This is a genomic window from Deefgea tanakiae (genome assembly GCF_019665765.1).
Taxonomy (GTDB): Bacteria; Pseudomonadota; Gammaproteobacteria; order Burkholderiales; family Chitinibacteraceae; genus Deefgea; species Deefgea tanakiae.
Window position 1 is genome coordinate 2,864,232 of sequence record NZ_CP081150.1, and the last position, 19,236, is coordinate 2,883,467.

A 19,236-nucleotide genomic window follows, 5' to 3' on the forward strand; every position below is an offset into this window, starting at 1 on the left:
AAGGAGATGAAAATGAAGCAGTTAATTAGTTTATGGATTTTATTCTGTATCGCCATTGCCCCATTCGCCCAAGCGGAAGGACTCAGATCCCTGCGCGGTAGCACAGTGGTGAACGGCGATGTGCCATCAGAAAATTTCCGCTGGGAAAAAGACCGTGGCCCTTTGCCACGTCATTTTGTACAACAACCGCCAATCATTCCACACACTACCAAAGGCTATTTGATTACTAAAGAATTTAATAAATGTCTCGATTGCCATAGCTGGGATCGCACGGCAGATACTGGCGCGACCAAAATATCTATCACGCACTTTAAAACCCGCGGCGGCACTGAGTTGACCAATATTTCACCCCGTCGCTATTTCTGCCAACAATGCCACGTGCCGCAAACCGATGCCAAACCTTTGGTAGGCAATACCTTCCAACCCGCCGCTGGCATGGTGAAATAAATAAGCAGTGAATAAACCAACACCACTCGCGTCATGCGTCGCCGAGTGGTGTAAATAAAGGGAGCACAAGATGAGTGATATTCCAACAAAACCGACTCTTAAAGGTCGACTCTGCGCTTTAGTGCAGAAAATCAAAGCGATTCGCCTCGGTTACATCGGGGCGATTGTTGCGTTTTTAGTCGGGATTATCTTTTGGGGCGGCTTTAATACCGCACTCGAAATGACTAATACCGAAGAATTTTGCCTCTCGTGCCACGAAATGAAGAGCAATGTGTATCCGGAATACCAAGAAACCGTGCATTACACCAATCGTTCTGGCGTTCGCGCCACTTGCCCTGATTGCCATGTTCCGCATGAATGGGGCCCAAAAATGATCCGGAAAATTCAAGCTTCTAGAGAAATTTGGGGCAAGGTGTTCGGTACGATTGATACACGCGAGAAATTCATCGATAAACGAATCGATCTCGCCCAAAGTGAATGGCGGCGTATGAAAGCGAACAACTCACAAGAGTGTCGCAACTGCCATAACTATGAGTATTTCGATTACATGGAGCAAAACAGTCGCTCAGCTAATGCCCACCAAAAAGGGCTGTCGGAAGGCATGACGTGTATCGATTGTCATAAAGGCATTGCCCATCATCTGCCAGCGGTCAATCAGCACGTTGGCCCAGACGGTAAAGGGATCAAACCTGAAGTAATGCACCCTACGCAAGCCAAAGACAATAAAGCGAAGGGAGATACCGACAATGAAGGTGAAATGGCAGGGATTGAATAAATTTAGAATATAAAAATGGGCCAAACGGCCTCATGCCGTTCACTTAAACCAAGTGAGCGGCATTACTACAAAAGCAGGCCGTTTTTATTGACTCATCAAACTCGCAACAAGGCGATTTTAAGGGGGTGTTGGCCGTCAGAAGTTGGGAAGTCGCTGTCGGGTTTGATCCATTCCATGCTTTGAATCGGACGGCCTGCTTTCACTGCAGAGCGCTCAAGTTGCGCTAGCCAATCTTCACGCGATACTTGCGCGACGTTATTGCAGCAGATCAGCGTACCGCCTTCAGTGGTCGACAACAGCGCAGGTTTAAACACCGATGCGTAATCGTTGACCAAATCGACAACGCCGAATGGGCTTTTTGAAAAGCGAGGTGGATCAAGCATCACCAATTCAAATTGCTGTTTTTCCATTTTTGGGAAGTTCGGCATGCGTTTACCGCGCACCATCGCTGCTTGGCCTTTGCCCGACAATTGATTCAACGCCGCAAACGCATCTGATTGCACAAAGCGAACACGGATTGGCAAATCATTGAGTTTAGCGTTGTCTTTACCAACCAAAATGCTTGATTCAGCAAAGTCGATATTCACCACGTGGCGCGCACCCGCTTTGGCGGCAGCAATGCCGACACCGCACGTATAGGCGAAAAGGTTGAGCACTGATTTGCCTGCGGCTTCAGCCATAATGCGGCGGCGACCGGCGCGCAAATCAAGAAATAGCCACGGGTCTTGGCCCGCATGGCGGCCTTGAATGCGGTAATTCACACCCAGCTCCTGCGCGATGCGCGGCTCGTAGGCGATGATTTCTTCGGCTTCCGTTAGGCGATTCATCACCCGCGAATTGCCGTGGCTGCGGTCGTTGTAAACCACCACGCTGGCTGGGTAGGTACGAGCGTAAAACGCTTTAATTTCTTCGTACTGCTCAACTGACAACGCACGGTGGAAGGTTTGCACCAAGATCAAATCGTTATAACGATCAATCGTCAAACCCGGCACGCCTTCAATACTGCCGTGAAACAGGCGATAGGTATTGGTTTGCTCAGCGGTCAGCTGTTCAATCAGTGCTGAGCGATTCGATAATGCCGTATCAAGTAGGGAAAATAGCGGTTCTTGCATGTCATCAATCATCGTAGATCTCAATTAAATAGTAATGGGTTTATTCTTGGCTGGTTTTGCGCACGCGCTTTGGCTTGGCGGGCACAGCATCGGCCTCACTAGCAACCGGCGCGGCGGGCTCTGCGGCTTTACGAGTTCGTTTCGGTTTCGCGACTTCTGCGACGATTTCTGCAGCATCGGTAACAATGACTTCAGCTTCGGGCGCTATTTTCGCTTTAACCGCTCGCTTAGATTTTGCGGCTTTAACTTCAGTCTCGATTTCAACTTCAGCCACTTTAACCTTGCTCGCACGTTTTGGCTTCACGACGGGCGCAGCCTGCTCCGTTGGCGCTGGGGCAGAGGTCACATCGACCACTTCCACCGCCACCTTAGGCTTGGCGGCTTTGCGTGCCGGTTTTGCGGCAACCTCAACCGTTTCTAATTTCGCTTCGGCTTTAGCCGTTTTTTTCGTTGCAACTTGATTGGCTGAATTTAGCCAGTTAACTGCGCCCAAGCCAGCGGCACGGCCACTGCTGAAACACGCAGTAAGTAGGTAGCCGCCTGTTGGCGCTTCCCAATCGAGCATTTCACCCGCGCAGAAAACACCCGGCGCTTGTGACAACATTAAATTGGCATCCAGCCCAGCAAAGGTCACGCCGCCCGCACTGCTAATTGCTTCATCAATCGGCCGTGGCGCAATCAAGGTAATCGGCAGAGATTTAATCGCCGCGGCTAATTTGGCAGGTTGCGCGAAGTCTTCTTTGCTCACAATTTCACGCAACAAGCCCGCTTTAACGCCCTCAATACCCAGCTTGCGGCGCAAATGATTTGCCATTGAATCGGCTCCGCGCGGTTGCGAGAGCTCTTCAGTAATCCGTGCCAACGATTTTTGTGGCACTAAATCCAGCCACAAGGTCGCCGTGCCACTTTCAGCAATATCATCGCGCAACTGGCTCGATAGTGCATACACCAAGCTGCCTTCCACGCCGCCTTGCGTCAGTACAAACTCACCGGCTTTTTTAGCGTCGTGTTGACGTGCCGCAGCGGCAACAGTTTTGATCGGCGCGCCGGCAAACTTGTCGGTCAAATGCGTACTCCAAGCTACGTCAAAACCGCAGTTGGAGGGCTTAAGCGGCTCAACGCTGACACCTTGCTCGGCCAGCAAAGGCACCCAAGCGCCATCCGAGCCCAGTTTGGCCCAGCTTGCGCCACCTAAAGCTAAAACCACTGCGTCAAACGTGCGGCTAATTTCTCCAGTCGGATTGCTAAAGCGCAAGGCTTTGTTAGCATCCCAACCGAGCCAGCGATGGCGAACATGAAATTTAATCCCACAGGCCTTAAGACGCGCTAACCACGCTCGTAGCAAAGGCGCAGCCTTCATTTCAATTGGAAATACGCGGCCCGAAGAACCTATAAAGGTTTCAATGCCAAGACCATGCACCCAAGCGGTGAGTTCATTCGCGCCAAAGTCAGCCATCATCGGCGCTAAATCAGCGCTGGCCTTGCCATAGCGACCCAAAAATGCGGACGAATCTTCGGCATGGGTAATATTCATACCGCCCACACCCGCGAGCAAAAATTTACGGCCGACTGAGGGCATTGCATCGAACAATTCAACCGAAAAGCCAGCCGCAGCAATCACTTCGGCCGCCATCAGGCCAGCGGGGCCACCGCCAATAATTGCGATGGTTTTTGCGGACGTTGTTTTTTTACTGGGCATAGGAATTCCAAATTCAATGGCGATGAAACACGAAGGCTCTCTTATACCGAAAATCGCGCATAAAGACTGCATAATTTGCAGCATTTACGCATTATTACTGAAACTAAACTGAAACCAAGCGACTACTCGGCCTTAGACCGATTGAGTTGACTCAGGCAGTAATTTTTTATGCAAGAAAGCCTGCGCATCGGCCGGCGCTAACGGTCGGGAAAAATAATAGCCTTGTAATTCATCACACTCCAATTGCGCCAACGCAGCCAAATGCGCTGCTGTTTCAACGCCTTCGGCAATGACGGTCAGTCCAAGGCTATGACCGAGGCGAATAATGGCCTCAACAATCGCCGCATCGCCCTGATCGCTATCCATATCACGCACAAAACTTTGGTCAATTTTGAGCTTGTTAATCGGGAAGCGTTTTAAGTAAGAAAGGCTGGAATAGCCAGTGCCAAAATCATCAATCGACAGCATCACGCCCAAACCACGCAAGCGTTGCAGCAGCTCAATCGTATGATCGGCGTCTTGCATTACCACGCCCTCAGTGATTTCTAGCTCGATCAGTTGCGGATCAACCGCTGTTTCGGTCAACACTTGCTTCACCAAAGCAAAAAACTTGGGGTGCTGAAATTGGCGTGCCGAAATATTAATCGCCACCACCAAGGGCATGCCTTGCACTTGCCACGCTTTTGCTTGCTGGCAGGCGGTACGTAAAATCCACTCGCCAATCGGAATAATCAGGCCAGACTCTTCGGCCAAGGGGATAAATTCAAAAGGCGGCACCAGCTTGCCTTGATGTTGCCAGCGAATTAAACATTCCACACCGATAACCTTGAGGCTAGGAATCAAGGTTTGCGGCTGAAAATACAGCAGCAATTCATCGCGCTCAACCGCATGGCGCAGCTCGGCCTCCAAGGCCAATCGCTCCACAGCTCGCGCATTCATTTCTAGGTTATAGCATTGCGATGCATTACCGCCTTGCGCCTGCACCACTTCCAGTGCGGCATCCATATTTCGGATTAAAGTAATCGCGTTATCACCATCTTTGGGATACATCGCGCCACCCATACTCAGCGTGGCGAATAGCTCGTGTCCTGCGACATGAATCGCCTCATTAAGTGCATTTAATAAAGCCTGATAGGGCAATAAATTTTGTGGGTAATTAGGCTGGTTTAACGCAAACAAAGCGGCAAAATGCGTGCCTTCAAAGCGATACAGCGTACCGCCCATTTGCTTCACGATGGGTAGCAGCCGATCTTTTACGGCGACCACCAGCTCATCGCCAGCCTCATAACCCAAACCGCCCAATACGCGTTGAAAGCGGTCGATGGAAATCAAAATCGCCGCATGTGGCTGCTGATTCAAATTGGCAAGATCAGATTCAAAAACACTGCGGTTGAGTAAATCAGTCAAACGATCATGGCGCGCGGCATATGCAAGTCTATTTTCTGCGCGTTGCCGAGCATGAATGTAGTAGGCCACTAAAATGGCGATAATTAAAATAACCAAACTATAGGTCAGCACCAAACGAATCATGTCCTGCACTTCTTGCGCTGATACCTGCCCTGCCCGCTTGATGTTTTGACTGGCCAGCATAAATGCTTCGTCGAGCTGATCAAGCATATTTCGGGTATCGATGGTATTTTCTACCAAAAGCGCCCGCGCTTCATCCAAGTCGGGTGTGGGGGCCGACATAATTTGATCGAGCTGTTCGGCAACGAGTTTAGAATTTTCAAACGATGCGACCAGTGCGATGTGTTGCGGCTCGGTTTTCCATTTCGATTTGGCTTTGTCGATGAGTGTTTGAATACGCTGATTACTGATTTGGAGTTTTTCTTTAAACTGCTTTTGGCTCAAGCCATAAGCAAAATACTGATTCAAAATGACCTGGCGCTCGGTAATCAGCGTTTTTAAATCGCTAATATCGTGCAGTGCTGGCACTAAACGCGTGACCAAAGGCTGGGTAATGGCATTGACGCGGTCGCCACTTTGCAGCATCAACACGCTCAGAAACAATCCCAAAGACATCGCAATCGCAAACAAAAAATAAACCCCGACTTTGGCAGAAAAGCGCTGCAAAAATCGGGGCGTAAAAACAAGGAATGGTTTTTTCATAACTAGACGTAAATGCAAATGGGGTACCCACGTTATAGCTTAAAACGTGGGGATCCCATGTGTTAAACGTTCAATTTTGATTTGAACAAAGAACACAGCCTTAACGATGCGATGGCGCATGCTGCAACAAGGCTGCATCGGCGTTGAGCGACAGACTCAAGTGCCGCTCGTATTGTTTCAAAATATCGGCCAGCATTTCTTCTTCGGTGAAGTACTGAATATCGTAGCCCTTACGACCATCGACAAAGTAAGTCGTCGGTTCAAACGTCACTGGCTGGCTGGATAAAGGCAATGCCTCATTGGCCAAAGCAAAATCAGGCACCGCCTGCTGGGTACACTTCACACCGTACACAAAATCACGCAATCGATCTTGCTCCACCACCAGCTGCATCGTATCGTCATCGATAAACTGAACGCGGGCTTTAACGCCGCGCTGCGTTAGTTCTTGCTCGATTAAATACATCGCAGGCGTCACGGTTTCAGCAAAAAAGCGATGCACATCGGCCTGATCAGGCTGGCGCAGAATCTGCGCCAAACGTTTGCGCCACAATTTACCATTCCAGAAATTACTCGCATGCGAGAGCTTTTGTCGTGAATGCAATTCATCGGCGCGCAAGCCTTTGAGTAAACCCCAGCACAAGAGCAACATCACAACCGCAAACGGCAGAGCGGCCACAATGGTCATCGCTTGCAAAGCTTTGAGTCCACCCGCAGTCAGCAAACATCCAGCCACAACACCCAACACGACAGCCCAAAAGAGTCGCTGCCAAACAGGAGATTTAGGGTCGCCACGGCTGGCGATATTATCAATCACCATCGCCCCCGAATCGGCCGAGGTGATAAAGAAAATCGAAATCAAAGTAATTGCCAAAGCAGAGCTCAGACCCGCAAATGGCAAGTAATCCAAAAACGTAAACAACAGCGCATCGACATTGCCAGCCGTTGCGCTCAATGCGCCCATTGCCACATGGGTATCAATCCAAATTGCGGCATTGCCAAACACGGTCATCCACAAGAAATTGAACGTTGCCGGGATCAATAGTACGCCAATAATAAATTCTCGAATCGTACGACCACGTGAAATACGCGCAATAAACATCCCTACAAAAGGTGCCCAAGAAATCCACCACGCCCAATACAGAATCGTCCAGCCTTGATACCAGCCTTCGGAATTGGCCGCTTCATAGGTAAAGTTGCGGAAGGTGAGTTGAACGATATTCGCCAAATAATTACCGATGTTTTCACTAAAAGCACCGAGCAAATACAAAGTGGGGCCCGCAATCAACACAAAGCCCACCAAGGCGATCGCCAAACCCAAATTCAACTCACTCAAAATTCTTACGCCCTTGCCAACGCCAGAGGCTGCCGATAAGCCCGCCAAGACCACCACCGCAGCAATCAAACCCAGCTGCATATGAATCCCGCCAAAATTCCAACCCGTCACATGGCTTAGCCCGGCCGACAATTGCAAGACGCCATAGCCTAGGGTTGTCGCAATCCCGAAAATCGTCCCACACAGCGCAAATACGTCGACCGCATGCCCCCAAGGGCCATTGATTTTGTCTTTTAGAATTGGATAGAGGCCAGACCGAACGGTCAGCGGCAAGTTGTAGCGAAAACCAAAATAAGCCAGCACCAAACCCACTACGCCATAAATCGCCCACGCATGAATGCCCCAGTGGAAAAAGGTCATCAACATTGCTTCACGCGCCGCGGCAGGTGTACCAACTTGTGCAGTCGGTGGCGAAATTAAATGCTGTATTGGCTCGCCAACGCCGAAATACATTAGCCCCACGCCCATACCTGCGGCAAACAACATGGCAATCCATGAAGAAAACTTAAACTCAGGCTCGGCATCGTCTGGGCCAAGACGAATTTTACCGTAGCGACTGATCGCAATCCCGATCAGTAAAGTTACAAAAGCGGCTACCACAAGGGTGTAAAACCAAGAAAAATACTGCGTAACCCATGCCTTACTGGTAATAAAAATCTGCTCCGTGTCACCCGGAGAAAAAATCGAAAACAACAACAGCGCCAGCACCAGCGCCATACTTGGTAAAACGACCGGCCAGCAAAATGTAGTGCGGTTTGATAAAGTAGACGTCGTCATCCGCCGCTCCTTTTTTATATACAGAATCAACACCTTAACACGTTGGCATGAATCGGCCTACGCAACTATGTACATTTACGTAAGCAAATCATGGCTTTTCATATGAAAAATAGAGCCATCAATTTATACGCTGCAAAAAGTCAACAGCTCGACTTCCTAATTAAAAATTCAGTCCTCGACGACTTGACTCAAAACCTTTTACTTACATTAAAAAAAGATCAAATTGCCTAATTTATTTAAAGTTACAGAACCATTAAGAAATTTTGACCGCCACAAAATTACCAAGTAAATTCACGAAGCTTACGAAATTTACATTTTTTGTGTGAACAAACAAATAAATTAATCTCATTTATTAAATATTTTCAAAGTGAATCAACCATGAAAGCCAAATTATTTCGCACTGGATGCGCCTGCCTCACCTTATCAATACTAACTGCTTGTGGAGGCGGCGGTGGCAGCACCTCAACGGGGTCCATTGCACCAACCACAGCAACACCAACAAATAGCCCAACAGCCAGTGTGGTGGGCGTGGTCCGCGATATGAATGGCACCCCTGTTGCGGGTGTTAGAGTGAGCTCTCAAGGAAATTTAACCGAAACCGATAGCAATGGGCGCTATCAAATCGCTGTTGCGGCCAACAACAATACCCGTTTGATTACATTCAGCAAAGCCGCATATGCACAGCAATTTGCTACTCATGATCAAACCTTGTCGACTGGCGCAACAGGATATGCAAATGCAACTTTATTACCTGTTACCGCGACCATTAACTTTGATCCGAAAATTGCCAATAACTTAACAGTAAGTGGTTCAACCGCATCGGTACAACTTGGTGCTGGTGCGTTAGCACGCGAAGGTGGTGGTGCAGCAGCAGGTCAAGCACGAGTTGAAATCACTTTGATTGATCCAAGCGCTGATGCCAGCAGAATGCCAGGCAATTACACAGCCTCAGTGAGTGGTGAATTACAGCAAATTGAGTCATTTGGTGCAATGCAGGTTAATTTCAGTGATACCGAAGGTCGTAAACTGAATTTAGTAGCGGGGCAAACAGCCACACTACGCATTCCTGCCGTTGCTCGTAGTGGCGTGGTCTTTCCAGCCACGATACCGCTGTTTTATTTCAATGAAAGCAGTGGTCGCTGGGTAGAAGAAGGTAGCGCGCGCTTAAAAGGCAGCGCACCAAATCAATACTACGAAGGAAATGTTGCACATTTCTCAACATGGAATAGCGATATAGCGTACGAGACCACTTATGTTTCAGGTTGTGTGCAAGACGCGCAAGGCAAACCACTCGTTACGACAGCCATACAGGGTAATGGTATTGATTACACAGGATCCAGCCTCACTTTTAGCGATACGGCAGGCAAATTTAAGCTTGCACTCAAGAAAAGTGCCAATTCAAACATTTCTATTTTTAACGAAGCACCGCGAAAGTTTGAGCTCGCTACTACAGTCAAAACAGGTAATACCGAGCTACAGCTACCAACATGCATCGTACTTGGTAGCATAACTCCAACGGTGAGCAATACACCAAATCCAAGTACCACCCCTACCCCTACTCCAACGACGACCGCTACAACAGTTGCCAGCTACGCTGGTACATATAGCGGCTCTTACAATGGGGCAGAATCAGGCACGTGGACGATTAACATCGCCAACAATGGCGCGATCACCGGGAGTGGGTTTTCAAATACATATACTTTGAGTTTTACTATCACCGGCAATGTTGCTGCGGGCGGGGCTGTGTCAATTAATGCGGCGGGAAATGCTGGAGCATCGATCTTTACAGGCAATATTAATTCAAGCTCTGGCGCAATTTCAGGAGCATGGCGATATACAACAAGTACAGTGAATCAAGGCAATTTTACTGGACAACGTAACTAAGACTTTAGGTGAAGTAACTGCCTTGAATAAGGCTTCAAGGCAGAATTTATACCTCTTTATGCTTGATTAGAAGTGGGAATGAATACCCAAAAACAGCTTAGCCCATCTTTTAGCAATCGCTTTCTCTTGCAAAAAAATCTTCGGTTTCAATAGTGCGGTGGAATTTCATCCAGCAGGCTGCGTCCACCTTGCTCTTGACCGCCGCTGCGTTCTTGTAAGTAGCGCAAATCTTTGCGCAACTGATCGATTTGCTGTTGCTGCCGCGCAATGATTTGATTCAGATCGTCGAGCAGGTCATCTTGCAAAGCAAGGCGGATTTCTAATTCGGTGATACGCGACTCCATGGTCACTCCATAAAACGGAAACGATGTACGGATGATACTCAGTTTAAGAACGCATCACGGATTTTTTCCAACTCGCCACTTTTCTCCAAATCGCTAAATGCGTCAGAAAAACGCTGAAACAATTTAGGCTCAACTTTAGGATTAAACGCAAAATAGCAGCCCAAGCCCTTTTCCAAGCGAAGTACCGGCTCTAGATCAGCCACGGGTAGCTTCAATTTTTTTGCCACCGCATAATGCGGCACAATCATTCCGACAGAATAATCAAAGCGCCCCGCATAAAGCTTCCGAATATTGCGCTCCTCATCCAAGCTCAAGTCGAGTTTGTCCTCTTTAAAGCCCTTGCTAAGCAATAAACTATTACCAGCCGAACCTCTTGGTGCCCCCACGCGGTACTGTTTGGCCTGCTCAAGATTATTGGCCATTACATCCTTGCGGCTTTTCAGCTTGATCAACCAAATCTCACAATTATCAAACGGGCCAACCCACAGAAACTTTGACTCACGCTCAGGGGTTCGCACTGTCGTAAACAACAAGCTATTGTCGAGTGCTTGGTTGCCCTCGATAGCCCGCAGCCAAGGAAATACTTTACGCTCAACGCGCAAGCCTGTTTTGGCGGTAATGCGGTCGATGATTTCATTGGCCAAGCCTTTGTTTTGGCCATTTTCTGTGTAATTAAACGGTGCGAACTCTTCTGTAAACCCCACTAAATCTGCCGCTTGCGCAAAATTGAACCACACAGCACACGCCACCAGCAGCATTTTATATCGCATCGCCACGCTCCTTACTAAGTTGGCTTTCAGCTTAGACCTTACAAGGATGCACTTTCCATAAAAAAGAGCTAAACGGTATTTTTTATCGCCACACTGCAAGCCTCACCGAGCACGCTATACCTGGATGGTTCGGTATCAAACATGACGTTGACTAAGTACTTACATTACAATCAAAACACCCAGCCACCGACACCCACACCATGAATCCGCACATCGTATTAATCGAAGACGAACCCGCCATTGCCGACACACTGCGCTTTGCACTGGAGCGCGATGGATTAAGTGTTACGTGGTGCGCGCTCGCGCGTGATGGCGAAATCGCCGCTCAGCAGGCCGACTTGGTCATTTTGGATATTGGTCTGCCCGATGACAGCGGCCTAGAAGTGCTTAAACGGCTGCGCAAAAGCAGCGAAATACCCGTGCTCCTGCTCACCGCGCGAGCCGAGGAATTTGATCGGATTTTGGGTTTGGAACTCGGTGCCGATGATTACGTCGTCAAACCCTTTAGCCCGCGCGAAGTAGCAGCACGCGTCAAGACGATTTTAAAACGCAGTCAAAAATCATCAACGTATAGCCAGCCAAGCATTGATAATCATCTATTTCAACACGATACTCAAGCCAAACGCGTACAGTTTGCTGGGCAAAATCTAACGCTCACGCCATCTGAATATCGCCTCTTGATTACGCTTCTCGCGCATCCCGGCCATGTATTTAGCCGCAGCCAATTGCTCGACGCGCTGGGCGAAGCCGCCGAAGATAGCTTTGAGCGCACCATCGACAGCCACATCAAAAGCCTACGTGCCAAACTGCGAACCATCCGCCCCGACCTCGACACCATCGCGACACATCGCGGGTTTGGGTATGCGTTGGAGAAACGTTGAATAAACAAATTACTTTTTTAATTTAAATACCATTACAAATCAAAGATATAAAAACAATTAAACGCGTTAATCTTCTTAAGGTAATCAGCTAGGGATTTCCAATGATACATAAATCTCATCCAACGCACGCGAGAACGACAAGAAGGCTAGCTGCAGTCTTTATGCTTTTTGCTGCAATATCGTGGCTGTTTGGTTTTTTCTTTAGTGACGGAAACGGCGAATCAACACAGTCACTGATACAGGTTTCTCTATTCATGTTCTTTGGAATCCTAGCCCTATTTACGCTCATTGTTCGAGCCTATGTTTGTAAATGCCCTGATTGTGGTCGGTGGCTGACGAAACAAGAAAAGGTCGATGTCGATGAGTTTCCTCGTAGATTTATCTGTCAGCACTGTGCTGTTACGTGGGATTCAAAGGTCAAAGTTGGCTATTAAGCAAGGGCGTTAAATCATCAAATCTGCTTTTTTTACTATTTAAAAAGACTCACCCATGCGCTTTTCACTTCGGATTTTCTTTGGTTATTTCCTGCTGGTGAGCTTGCTGGCGGCTTATGTGCTGAGTTTGGTGAAAGACGAAATCAAACCTGCGGTGCGGCAATCAAGTGAAGAGGTGTTGGTCGATGCGGCGAATTTGCTGGCTGAATTAATTCAGCCCGATTTTGCCGCGGGGCGGCTTGATGATGGGCGCTTTGCGCGGGCGATGCAGCAATTCGCTGCGCGCAATCCACAAGCTAAAGTGTGGGGCGTGGCGCGGGATAAGACGTTTTTACGCGTGTATGTGACCGACGCGAAAGGCATCGTCAAACTGGATTCCAGTGGGCAATCGATTGGCCAAGATTACAGCCAATGGCGCGATGTGGCTTTGACGTTGCGCGGCCAATATGGTGCACGCAGTACCTTGGCCGATGCCAAAGATCCACTTTCCACCATCATGCATGTGGCCGCGCCGATCAAGGACGGCGACAAAATCATCGGTGTGCTCACCGTGGCGCGCCCCAATTGGGCAATGCAACCGTTTATCGAGCGCTCAGAGGGCAAATTGTGGCGCGCTGGCATCGTGCTGCTGCTGGTTGGCCTCGGTATCGGTGCGCTATTTTCATGGTGGCTCAGCCACGGCATCACCCAATTAACGCGCTTTGCCAAAGACGTGAGCGCTGGCCAAACCGCAGAAATTCCCACCTTTACCGCCAACCGCGAGTTGACGACGCTGGCCGAAGCGCTTGGCGCTATGCGCGAAAAGTTAGAGGGCAAGGCGTATGTTGAAAACTATGTACACGGCTTAACGCATGAGCTGAAATCACCGTTGGCGGGCATCCGTGGTGCAGCTGAAATTTTATTTGATGAAGGCCGCGCACTCAATGAGGCGGATCATGCACGTTTTGTTGGCCACATCCGCGTCGAAAGCGACCGGATGCAGCAAATTGTTGACCGTTTGCTGCAATTGGCGACGCTGGAAGCACGACATGGCCTCAAAGAGGCTGCGCTTTGTAATCTTTATGATTTGATTCACGAAGTGATTACCGTACTGAGTCCCCAAGCAGGAACGCGGCAGATTCAATTGATTGCCTGCGATGGCCTCCAATCGCAGAGTATTAAGGCCGAGGCATTTTTATTGAAGCAGGCGATCCGTAATTTGCTACAAAACGCACTCGACTTCACTCCCGATGGAGAGCGTATCCAAGTCCAATTAGTTAGCAAGGGTATATCTACGCAGATCAGATTAATAAACGACGGTGAATCGATACCCGACTATGCACTTGAACGACTCTTTGAGCGATTTTATTCTCTGCCCCGCCCAAGCACAGGGCAAAAAAGTACTGGCCTTGGCTTGGCGCTGACCCGCACCATTGTTGAGCTGCATGGCGGTACGGTAAAAATTGCGAATGTCGATGGCGGCGTCGAAGCGGTGATCGAGTTGCCCAACGCTTAGGCTGCTCACATCAGCCGCCGATATTGATCTTCACACAATCTCCACATTCCCCGCATTTTCCCTCCACATCAGCGCGGCACACTGCAGGTGTCGATAGTGAAATCACAAGGGGAAGAACATGAAAACGCAATGGAAAATCGTCACTGCGGTGGCGCTGATGGTGGGGATGCTGTTTGCGCTCAATTTGGTGCGCAGCTTGGTGTTTGAGCGGCAACAGCGGGCGCAGGAAGTACGCGCCGAGATTGCGCAATTTAGCGCAGGTGAACAAACGGTGAAGGGGCCATTTCTGGTGCTGCCGCTCACTGAAACGATCTCGACGCTGATCGAAAAACAAACCCCAGAGGGCAAAGTCAGCGAATGGCTAGAAACACAAAACCAGCGCAATATTATTCTCAGCCCCGAGCAATTTGCAGCCAATGGGCGCTTGGCGGTAGAGAGCCTCAAGCGCGGAATCTTTGAAGCGCCCATCTATCGCGGCGATCTAATTTTGAGCGGCAAATTTGCTTTACCTGCGCTCAGCGATTTCGAGCGAACTGCAAGCTCTAGCCGTGAAAAAGTGAGCACTCAATGGGGGCAAGCGTATCTCACGATAAGCTTGTCGGACGTGCGTGGCATTCAAAATCTACATGGCACGCTGGCAGGTAGTTCGATGACGTTTGCGCCCGGTACGGCAGGCGCGATGGGCAGTGGCGTGCATGCGCCAATTACACTGAGCGAGGCAGCGCACAGCATCGATTTCAAACTCAATCTCAAACTGGGCGGCACAACGCAGCTATTAATTGAGCCGATTGGTAAAGAAAGTCATGTGGCGCTGTCCGGCAATTGGCCACACCCGAGCTTTAGCGGCAATTTTGCGCCCATTGAGCGTTCGGTGACTGCGCAAGGCTTTACGGCGCGCTGGCAAACCAGCCAACTGGCCACCGGCGGCAGCAATGCCTCGGCCAAATGTGGCGATTCGACGTGCCCTAGTGCTTCGCTGGGTCTGCGCTTGATTGATCCGGTTGATCGCTATGTGCTGAATGAACGGACTTTGAAATACGCCGAACTCTTTGTGCTAGTGCTTTTTGGCGCGGTGTTTTTGATGTCGGTGATGAAGAAAATCGCGATTCATCCGGTGCAATATGCTTTGGTTGGCGCAGCGCTAGCGCTGTTTTTCTTGCTGACTTTGTCGTTGTCAGAGCATGTCGGCTTTATTAAAGCGTATTGGATCGCCGCAGGCGCATCGACCTTGCTGCTCGGCTATTACGTGAGCTTTGTGCTGGCAGCATGGCAACGCGGCCTTGGCTTTGCCATCGTGTTGGCTGCGCTCTATGGTCTGCTGTTTGGGATTTTACAATCCGAAGACATGGCATTGCTGATGGGCAGCTTGACCTTGTTTGGCTTATTGAGCGGCGTGATGGTCTTAACGCGTAAACTGGATTGGCAAGGATTAAGCTCAACGAGCGCACCAAAACATAGTGCCGATTTGGTGTAAACACAAGGCAATAGCCGATAAAAACACAATATGTATAGCGACCTATACATTATTAAATAATGGATGTATCAATATACCCATCAATCTTAGTCTCTAAGCATCCTCAGCACTAAAAACCCAGTTCATTCTGTCATGCCGTTCACCTAAGCCAAGTGAACGGCATGACAGCTCAGCCAGTCTTTTTTTACGGCGCTTATTTAGCTTGATGTACTTGCTTGACCGCCAATTTCGCGAATGTGGTGCTGTAGTGCGAGGTGCTCTAATTTCTCGAACGGCAATGCGGTGAGTAAATCGATGCGGTGTTTGATGATGACAAAGGCATCGTGAAATGCTTTGCGGCGGTCTTCTTCTTTGTACGGCAGGCTAGGATCAGCAACCCCCCAATGCGCAATCATCGGTAAGCCCGGCCATGTTGGGCAAGATTCTCCAGCAGCCGAATCACATAAAGTAAAAATAAAATCCATTTGTGGCGCGTTCGGGGAGAGAAACTCATTCCAACTTTTGCTGCGCAATGAAGCCGTAGCCAGACCAAAATGTTGGAGGGTTGCAATGGCGAGTGGATTGACCACGCCGGTGGCTTTGCTGCCCGCACTGTAGGCGGTGAACTTATCTTTGGCAAAATGATTAACAATCGCTTCAGCCATTTGGCTACGGCTTGCGTTGGCAGTGCAGATGAATAAAATATTGTAGTGTTGCAAGTGACAAACTCCAGTTTGGATGGCCGCTGCTTGGTTCGAAATGCAGTGCTGAATTATTGGATTATCCCCATTCAATATTACAATCTGGTTTCAAGTCTTTTCAGACTGGTGATTTTCTCATCATATTCGGCTTGAATGTAAAAAAACGCCGCGCATTGCTTGACGCCCTAAGAGTAGCAAGGCATAATTGCCGTCCTCGTGGAGGGGTTACCCCAGCGGTCAACGGGTCCGGACTGTAAATCCGGCGGCTCAGCCTTCGAAGGTTCGAATCCTTCTCCCTCCACCAGCAAAACACCATAAAGCCCTGATTATTCAGGGCTTTTTTGTTATTTGCTTAGGCTGGCCCCACATTTAACCCCCCATTTACTTTTTAACCCACCCCAGCGCAATAAATCGCAGCCAACAAAAAACCGCCATTACTGGCGGCTTCCTCGCTATTGCAGATTTTTATCGGATGTCGCCACCTGTGCTTACGCATTTGTCCAATGTAATTGAGTGGATGCACCCGATTCAATGCGGGTGCAGGTTCGCCAACCCCGCGAGTGACAGCTTTCCAAAGTAAATCTGCCGCTCTGTGGTGAATCTGAGCGGCAACTGCTCGGCCAAACCGGACATTTGGGTTGTGGCGCTTACACTTGGCCTCAAAAATAATGAGTAGAGGTTAATACAAATATGTATTAACCTCTACCAATGAAACTAATTTCCCTCATTCTCACCTTGCCAACCGAAAACGCCACCGTGCGAATGCGGGCTTGGCGCACGCTTAAATCTTCCGGGGCCGCAGTACTACGCGACGGGGTTTATTTAATGCCTGCCCATGAAACTTGCAGGCAAACGTTAGGCACTATCGCAAGCTACGTTCAGACCGCTGGCGGTTCTGCCCACGTGCTTAACATCGATCAACCTGAAGCCGATGAATTCAGTCATCTATTCGACCGCACTGAAGACTATGCCGCTTTGCTCGCTGAAATCGCCAAAATCAGCCTAAGCGCTGATACCGCACGCGATGCCATCAAGCAAGCGCGTAAACAGCGCAAAACGTTTGCAGCCTTATGCGAAATCGACTTTTTCCCGAATGAAGCCCAAAAGCAAACCGATGCAGCGCTAAAAGCGTTGGAATTGGCGCTAGCACGCGCCTTATCGCCCGATGAGCCTTATGCCATTGATGGCGAGGTGACACGGCTCTTGCTGAGTGAATACCAAGGCAGGACATGGGCGACTCGCCGCAGGCCATGGGTTGATCGCTTAGCCAGCGCTTGGTTGATTCGGCGCTTTATTGATCCCGCTGCAACATTCATCTGGCTTGAATTGCCGACTGATTGCCCTGCTGATGCTTTGGGCTTTGATTTTGATGGTGCGCGATTTAGCCACATTGGGCATCGCGTCACCTTTGAAGTGTTACTAGAAAGCTTTGGATTCGAAGCCGCCAATCTAAAACGACTGGGTGCTTTGGTGCATTACCTTGATGTGGGCGGCATTGCTCCGCCTGAATCGGTCGGCATTGAAAGCGTCTTAGCTGGACTACGCGAGGCCATTCACGATGACGATCAACTTTTACAGACTGCCAGCGCCGTTTTTGATGGGCTGCTCACTACTTTCGCAACAGGATCAGCTCAGCATGAATAAACCAGAAATAGCATCAATTGAACAAGATGAGCTTCAAGCACCAACGGTCAGCTTCTGGCAGGCTTTTTGGTTTTGGTTGAAGCTGGGTTTGATTAGCTTTGGTGGCCCCGCTGGGCAAATCTCGATCATGCACGAAGAATTAGTAGAGCGTCGGCGCTGGATTTCAGAGAAACGCTTTTTGCACGCATTAAACTATTGCATGCTCTTGCCCGGCCCTGAAGCGCAGCAGTTAGCGACGTATATCGGCTGGCTAATGCATAAAACGCGTGGTGGTATTGCTGCTGGGGCTTTATTTGTACTACCTTCGCTGGTGATACTCATTGCCTTATCTTGGGTGTATATCGCCTTTGGCGAGATGCCCTTGGTGGCCGGATTATTCTACGGCATTAAACCTGCAGTCACGGCAATTGTCGTGCAGGCTGCACATCGAATCGGCTCACGGGCATTAAAGAATAATGTACTGTGGGCGATTGCTGGTGCGTCATTTGTCGCGATTTTTGCATTGAATGTGCCATTTCCCATCATTGTCGCGGTCGCTGCTTTAGTGGGTTACATCGGTGGGCGCATTGCACCTGATCGCTTCAAAACAGGTGGCGGTCATGGCAAGGCGGATAAATCCTACGGTGCGGCTCTGATTGACGACCATACCCCAACGCCTGAACATGCGATTTTTCGTTGGCCGCGTTTGGTAAAAATTGTCGTCATTGGTGCGCTGCTGTGGGTCGTACCAATGGGGCTGCTAACAACTTATTTCGGCTGGGATCACACCCTCACGCAAATGGCTTGGTTCTTTACCAAAGCCGCTTTACTGACATTTGGTGGTGCCTATGCGGTGCTGCCGTATGTGTACCAAGGCGCAGTCGGCCATTACAACTGGCTCACGCCAACGCAGATGATCGATGGTTTAGCGCTCGGTGAAACCACGCCGGGTCCATTGATTATGGTGGTGGCTTTTGTCGGCTTTGTTGGCGGCTATGTTAAAGCAGTATTTGGCCCTGAGTCGATGTTTCTAGCGGGTGCAGTTGCAGCCACGCTAGTGACGTGGTTTACCTTTTTGCCATCATTTATTTTCATTCTGGCTGGCGGCCCGTTGATTGAAACGACGCACAATGATTTGAAATTTACTGCACCATTGACGGTAATCACAGCAGCGGTGGTGGGGGTGATTCTAAATCTGGCACTGTTCTTTGGTTACCACGTTTGGTGGCCGACGGGCTTTGCCAGTGGCATTATCAGCTCAGTGGATTGGATTTCAGTATTAATCTCTATGGCGGCGGCAATTGCTTTGTTTAAATACAAACGCAATGTCATTCATGTGATCGCAGCCAGTGCCGTTGTTGGCTTAATCGTTAAAACACTAATTCTGTGAGGTTAGCGC

The 19,236-nt window shown here is 49.3% G+C and carries 15 protein-coding genes and 1 tRNA gene; 9 read left to right on the forward strand and 7 right to left on the reverse strand.

Translation table 11 applies throughout. The features are described 5' to 3' along the window. Nucleotides 1-12: 12 nt before the first annotated feature. On the forward strand, nt 13-447 hold the full coding sequence (locus K4H28_RS13340) for a nitrate reductase cytochrome c-type subunit (RefSeq protein ID WP_221005641.1): 435 nt from the start codon (nt 13-15) through the stop codon (nt 445-447). Between the two features lie 70 nt (nt 448-517). Next, nucleotides 518-1,222: a NapC/NirT family cytochrome c gene (locus K4H28_RS13345; RefSeq protein WP_221005642.1), complete on the forward strand. Its 705-nt coding sequence runs from the start codon at nt 518-520 to the stop codon at nt 1,220-1,222. Nucleotides 1,223-1,317: 95 nt separating this feature from the next. Here the strand turns inward: K4H28_RS13345 and K4H28_RS13350 are convergent, their stop codons facing one another. The 4 genes from K4H28_RS13350 to K4H28_RS13365 all read right to left on the reverse strand — a co-directional run bounded on the left by K4H28_RS13350 (nt 1,318) and on the right by K4H28_RS13365 (nt 8,252). Then, a complete protein-coding gene (locus K4H28_RS13350) occupies nt 1,318-2,346 on the reverse strand; it encodes a class I SAM-dependent rRNA methyltransferase (protein ID WP_255573533.1) in 1,029 nt (342 codons plus the stop codon). Nucleotides 2,347-2,374: 28 nt separating this feature from the next. Next, nucleotides 2,375-4,033: a TIGR03862 family flavoprotein gene (locus K4H28_RS13355; RefSeq protein WP_221005643.1), complete on the reverse strand. Its 1,659-nt coding sequence runs from the start codon at nt 4,031-4,033 to the stop codon at nt 2,375-2,377. A 132-nt stretch (nt 4,034-4,165) separates the two neighbouring features. Next, on the reverse strand, nt 4,166-6,142 hold the full coding sequence (locus K4H28_RS13360) for a putative bifunctional diguanylate cyclase/phosphodiesterase (protein ID WP_221005644.1): 1,977 nt from the start codon (nt 6,140-6,142) through the stop codon (nt 4,166-4,168). A 100-nt stretch (nt 6,143-6,242) separates the two neighbouring features. After that, nucleotides 6,243-8,252, reverse strand: a complete 2,010-nt coding sequence (locus tag K4H28_RS13365; RefSeq protein ID WP_221005645.1) for a BCCT family transporter — start codon at nt 8,250-8,252, stop codon at nt 6,243-6,245. Nucleotides 8,253-8,630: 378 nt separating this feature from the next. Between K4H28_RS13365 and K4H28_RS13370 the strand changes: the two genes are divergently transcribed. Next, the gene (locus K4H28_RS13370) at nt 8,631-10,136 is read left to right on the forward strand and encodes a peptidase associated/transthyretin-like domain-containing protein (RefSeq protein ID WP_221005646.1); all 1,506 of its coding nucleotides are present in this window, start codon (nt 8,631-8,633) and stop codon (nt 10,134-10,136) included. A 146-nt stretch (nt 10,137-10,282) separates the two neighbouring features. Here the strand turns inward: K4H28_RS13370 and K4H28_RS13375 are convergent, their stop codons facing one another. Together K4H28_RS13375 and K4H28_RS13380 are read right to left on the reverse strand one after the other, a co-directional pair. Continuing rightward, on the reverse strand, nt 10,283-10,480 hold the full coding sequence (locus tag K4H28_RS13375; protein ID WP_221005647.1) for a SlyX family protein: 198 nt from the start codon (nt 10,478-10,480) through the stop codon (nt 10,283-10,285). A gap of 38 nt (nt 10,481-10,518) precedes the next feature. Beyond that, nucleotides 10,519-11,250 (reverse strand): substrate-binding periplasmic protein, encoded by a 732-nt coding sequence (locus K4H28_RS13380; protein ID WP_221005648.1) that lies wholly within the window; start codon nt 11,248-11,250, stop codon nt 10,519-10,521. 200 nt (nt 11,251-11,450) lie between these two features. On the opposite strand from K4H28_RS13380, the gene creB reads away from it, so the two are divergent. From creB to creD, 3 genes are all read left to right on the forward strand, one after another. Further along, nucleotides 11,451-12,131, forward strand: coding sequence for a two-component system response regulator CreB (gene creB, locus K4H28_RS13385; RefSeq protein WP_221005649.1), 681 nt, complete (start codon nt 11,451-11,453; stop codon nt 12,129-12,131). A 489-nt stretch (nt 12,132-12,620) separates the two neighbouring features. After that, on the forward strand, nt 12,621-14,060 hold the full coding sequence (gene creC, locus K4H28_RS13390) for a two-component system sensor histidine kinase CreC (RefSeq protein WP_221005650.1): 1,440 nt from the start codon (nt 12,621-12,623) through the stop codon (nt 14,058-14,060). A gap of 118 nt (nt 14,061-14,178) precedes the next feature. Beyond that, nucleotides 14,179-15,534 carry a cell envelope integrity protein CreD gene (gene creD, locus K4H28_RS13395; protein ID WP_221005651.1) on the forward strand — a complete coding sequence of 452 codons (1,356 nt, stop codon included), beginning with the start codon at nt 14,179-14,181 and terminating at the stop codon, nt 15,532-15,534. A 197-nt stretch (nt 15,535-15,731) separates the two neighbouring features. On the opposite strand, the gene K4H28_RS13400 is transcribed toward creD, so the two are convergent. Beyond that, entirely contained in the window at nt 15,732-16,232 is a 501-nt protein-coding gene (locus tag K4H28_RS13400) for an arsenate reductase ArsC (protein WP_255573535.1), read from the reverse strand. Nucleotides 16,233-16,432: 200 nt separating this feature from the next. Here K4H28_RS13400 and K4H28_RS13405 point away from each other — a divergent pair. The 3 genes from K4H28_RS13405 to chrA all read left to right on the forward strand — a co-directional run bounded on the left by K4H28_RS13405 (nt 16,433) and on the right by chrA (nt 19,227). Continuing rightward, nucleotides 16,433-16,518 (forward strand) — tRNA-Tyr (locus K4H28_RS13405). Between the two features lie 458 nt (nt 16,519-16,976). Then, nucleotides 16,977-17,858 carry a chromate resistance protein ChrB domain-containing protein gene (locus K4H28_RS13410; protein ID WP_308443488.1) on the forward strand — a complete coding sequence of 294 codons (882 nt, stop codon included), beginning with the start codon at nt 16,977-16,979 and terminating at the stop codon, nt 17,856-17,858. Next, complete coding sequence (gene chrA, locus K4H28_RS13415; RefSeq protein ID WP_221005653.1) at nt 17,851-19,227, forward strand: chromate efflux transporter; 1,377 nt, start codon at nt 17,851-17,853, stop codon at nt 19,225-19,227. The genes K4H28_RS13410 and chrA overlap by 8 nt, the downstream gene beginning before the upstream one ends. The last annotated feature ends 9 nt before the right edge of the window (nt 19,228-19,236 follow it).

Excerpts from the sequence above, each read along its gene's own strand:
- K4H28_RS13340 (WP_221005641.1), top strand. The coding sequence starts at position 13 with ATGAAGCAGTTAATTAGTTTATGGATTTTATTCTGTATCGCCATTGCC.
- K4H28_RS13345 (WP_221005642.1), top strand. The coding sequence starts at position 518 with ATGAGTGATATTCCAACAAAACCGACTCTTAAAGGTCGACTCTGCGCT.
- K4H28_RS13350 (WP_255573533.1), bottom strand. The coding sequence starts at position 2,346 with ATGATTGATGACATGCAAGAACCGCTATTTTCCCTACTTGATACGGCA.
- K4H28_RS13355 (WP_221005643.1), bottom strand. The coding sequence starts at position 4,033 with ATGCCCAGTAAAAAAACAACGTCCGCAAAAACCATCGCAATTATTGGC.
- K4H28_RS13360 (WP_221005644.1), bottom strand. The coding sequence starts at position 6,142 with ATGAAAAAACCATTCCTTGTTTTTACGCCCCGATTTTTGCAGCGCTTT.
- K4H28_RS13365 (WP_221005645.1), bottom strand. The coding sequence starts at position 8,252 with ATGACGACGTCTACTTTATCAAACCGCACTACATTTTGCTGGCCGGTC.
- K4H28_RS13370 (WP_221005646.1), top strand. The coding sequence starts at position 8,631 with ATGAAAGCCAAATTATTTCGCACTGGATGCGCCTGCCTCACCTTATCA.
- K4H28_RS13375 (WP_221005647.1), bottom strand. The coding sequence starts at position 10,480 with ATGGAGTCGCGTATCACCGAATTAGAAATCCGCCTTGCTTTGCAAGAT.
- K4H28_RS13380 (WP_221005648.1), bottom strand. The coding sequence starts at position 11,250 with ATGCGATATAAAATGCTGCTGGTGGCGTGTGCTGTGTGGTTCAATTTT.
- creB (WP_221005649.1), top strand. The coding sequence starts at position 11,451 with ATGAATCCGCACATCGTATTAATCGAAGACGAACCCGCCATTGCCGAC.
- creC (WP_221005650.1), top strand. The coding sequence starts at position 12,621 with ATGCGCTTTTCACTTCGGATTTTCTTTGGTTATTTCCTGCTGGTGAGC.
- creD (WP_221005651.1), top strand. The coding sequence starts at position 14,179 with ATGAAAACGCAATGGAAAATCGTCACTGCGGTGGCGCTGATGGTGGGG.
- K4H28_RS13410 (WP_308443488.1), top strand. The coding sequence starts at position 16,977 with ATGCGGGCTTGGCGCACGCTTAAATCTTCCGGGGCCGCAGTACTACGC.
- chrA (WP_221005653.1), top strand. The coding sequence starts at position 17,851 with ATGAATAAACCAGAAATAGCATCAATTGAACAAGATGAGCTTCAAGCA.